Below are 3,061 nucleotides of genomic sequence, written 5' to 3'. Positions count from 1 at the left end.
TTGTTAGCTTCAGCCATCTTGTGAGTATCCTCACGCTTCTTGCAAGCGCCGCCCAGTCCGTTCATAGCGTCCATGATCTCGGCTGCGAGTCTTTCCTTCATGGTCTTCTCGTTTCTTGCTCTTGCGTAAGTAGTAAGCCATCTGAGTCCAAGAGTCTGCTTTCTCTCGGGTCTAACCTCCATAGGAACCTGGTAGGTAGCACCGCCGACGCGGCGAGCCTTTACCTCCAGGAGAGGCATGATGTTCTCCATAGCCTCGTTGAACGCCTCAAGTGCGTCCTTTCCTGTCTTTTCAGCAACAATTTCAAAAGCTCCGTAAACGATCTTCTGAGCAACGCCCTTCTTACCGTCGAGCATTATATTGTTGACAAGGCGGGTAACGATCTCTGAATTGTAAACGGGGTCGCAAAGAACCTCACGCTTAGCTATTTTACCTCTTCTTGGCACAATACTTCCCTCCTTCATAGTAATGATATCATAGGTACTCGTTTCTTCCACGACACGTCGTCCAATGCAGAGGTCCATCTATATAAAAATGAATACTCCACAATAAAAAAATTGATCGCTGTGTGGCTTCATCTGAGTCTACAAAAATTTTTTACAGAAAGCTATTACTTAGCTCCTGCCTTGGGCTTCTTGGCACCGTACTTGGAACGTGCCTGGTTTCTCTTAGCAACACCCTGAGCGTCGAGAGTACCTCTGATGATGTGATAACGCACACCGGGGAGGTCCTTAACTCTTCCGCCTCTGATGAGAACAACAGAGTGCTCCTGAAGGTTGTGTCCGATACCGGGAATGTAGGCTGTAACTTCGTTGCCGTTTGTGAGCTTAACTCTGGCGATCTTTCTCATAGCGGAGTTAGGCTTCTTAGGGGTAGCGGTTCTTACAGCGGTGCAAACGCCTCTCTTCTGAGGTGAGCTGAGGTCGATAGCAACCTTCTTCTTGGCATTGTAGCCCTTCTGAAGAGCGGGAGCAGTGGACTTCTTCTCAATAACGTCTCTTCCCTTGCGAACTAACTGATTAAAGGTAGGCATTGATACATCTCCTTTCATAGATTTCCGTGGTCGGTACGAATTTATACCATCACACATTTTATTATTATACACGCATTTTCCCCGCTTGTCAAGCATTTTATACAAATTCGGGAGTTAAAAAATGTTTTTGTCGCTTTTTACAACTGAGAACGGAGTCAAATCCCTTTAAATAGGGCAAATTAACAAACAAGGCAGCCCTTTTCGGGACTGCCCTGAGTGATATTTTAATGAAGCACGGTATGCTCGGGAGCCGTTTCGGTCTTGACCAGCTGAACGTTGTTGTAAACGTCCATACCGGTACCTGCGGGGATAAGCTTACCGATAATAACGTTCTCCTTGAGTCCGAGAAGGTGGTCGCTCTTGCCCTTGATAGCAGCGTCTGTAAGAGCCCTTGTGGTCTCCTGGAAGGAAGCTGCGGACAGGAAGCTGTCGGAGTTGGAGGAAGCCTTTGTGATACCCTGGATAATGGGTTTGAAGGTGATGAGTCTGATATCCTCCTCGCCTGCGTCCATTCTTGCCTTGAGCTTCTGGTTCTCCTCGAATATCTCCTTGCGGTCAGCCACAGCTCCGGGGAGCATGAATGTGGAGCCGCCATCCTCGATACGTACCTTCTTGAGCATCTGACGGACAATGACCTCGATGTGCTTGTCGTTGATATCAACACCCTGGAGACGGTAAACCTTCTGGACCTCGGTGATGATGTAGTTCTGAACAGCCTGCTGACCGAGTATCTCAAGGATATCTCCGGGATTAACGGAGCCCTCTGTAAGAGCGTCGCCCTTGTTAACGGTATCGCCCTCGTGTACCTTGATCTTGTAGCCGTAGGGAACGGGATAGTATTCCTCGTCGCCTGTCTCGGGGTCGGTGATGATAACGTTTCTGGTGTTCTTTATCTCGGTCATGCTGACCTTGCCGCCGAAGCGAGCAATGATAGCCGCATTCTTGGGACGTCTGCTCTCGAACAGCTCTTCGACACGGGGAAGACCCTGTGTGATATCCTCGGCAGACGCGATACCGCCCGTATGGAAGGTTCTCATGGTAAGCTGAGTACCGGGCTCACCGATGGACTGAGCAGCGATTACGCCGACAGCCTCGCCAACAGCAACGAGGTTGTTGTTGGACATATTCGCGCCGTAGCACTTAGCGCATACGCCGTGCTTAGCGTGGCAGTTAAGAACGGAGCGTATCTTGACTCTCTCAACGCCTGCGTCAACGATCTTCTTGGCGTCAGCGTCGGTAATGAGCTTGTTCTTGCTGATAAGGAGACTTCCTGTTGCGGGATCGTAGAGGTCCTCGAGAAGGTATCTTCCCAGAAGTCTTTCCTGGAGAGGCTCGATCATCTCGTTGCCGTTCTTGATGGTGTAGATCTCGATACCCTCGTCGGTACCGCAGTCCTCCTCACGGATAATGACGTCCTGAGAAACGTCTACGAGACGTCTTGTAAGGTAACCGGAGTCCGCAGTACGCAGCGCCGTATCGGCAAGACCCTTACGGGCACCACGGGAGGAAATGAAGTATTCGAGAATGTTAAGACCTTCACGGTAGTTAGCTCTGATAGGCATTTCGATGGTGGAACCGGAGGTATTGGCGATAAGACCTCTCATACCTGCCAGCTGACGTATCTGGTTGATAGAACCACGGGCACCGGAGTCCGCCATCATAAAGATGGGGTTGTACTTGTCGAGACCGTTTTTCAGAGCCTCGGTAACATCGTCTGTAGCGCCGTTCCAGATCTGAATGAAGCGCTTGGACTTCTCTGCAGCAGAGATAAAGCCTCTGCGGTACATAGCGTTTATCTTCTCGACCTGCTTGTCGGCAGCCTCAAGGATAGCAGCCTTTTCCTTAGGAATTTCAGCGTCGCATACAGCAACGGTGATGGCAGCCTTAGTTGAGTATTTAAATCCGAGAGCCTTTACTCTGTCGAGAACTTCGGAAGTGGTCGTAGTGCCGTGAGTCTTGATACATCTTTCGATGATATCCGAAAGCTGCTTCTTCTTAACGAGGAAGTCTATCTCAAGATCAAACTGC

At 49.8% G+C, this 3,061-nt stretch carries 2 protein-coding genes and 1 pseudogene; all 3 read right to left on the bottom strand.

Features of this window, described 5'->3' with window-relative positions:
• On the bottom strand, window positions 1–446 hold a 446-nt coding region (gene rpsG / locus ACI4J0_RS03555), incomplete at its 3' end, for a 30S ribosomal protein S7 (RefSeq protein WP_439764443.1).
• Between the two features lie 164 nt (window positions 447–610).
• Window positions 611–1,033, bottom strand: coding sequence for a 30S ribosomal protein S12 (gene rpsL / locus ACI4J0_RS03550; protein ID WP_439764442.1), 423 nt, complete (start codon window positions 1,031–1,033; stop codon window positions 611–613).
• A 224-nt stretch (window positions 1,034–1,257) separates the two neighbouring features.
• Window positions 1,258–3,061: pseudogene (locus tag ACI4J0_RS03545) on the bottom strand (DNA-directed RNA polymerase subunit beta'); the annotation flags it as partial.

The organism is Huintestinicola sp., assembly GCF_051882455.1.
Taxonomy (GTDB): Bacteria; Bacillota; Clostridia; order Oscillospirales; family Ruminococcaceae; genus Huintestinicola.
Note: the sequence above shows the minus strand (reverse complement) of the source record. Positions and strands in the feature narration are given on the sequence as shown.

Coding starts and splice junctions, on each gene's coding strand:
- rpsL (WP_439764442.1), bottom strand. CDS start 1,033: ATGCCTACCTTTAATCAGTTAGTTCGCAAGGGAAGAGACGTTATTGAG.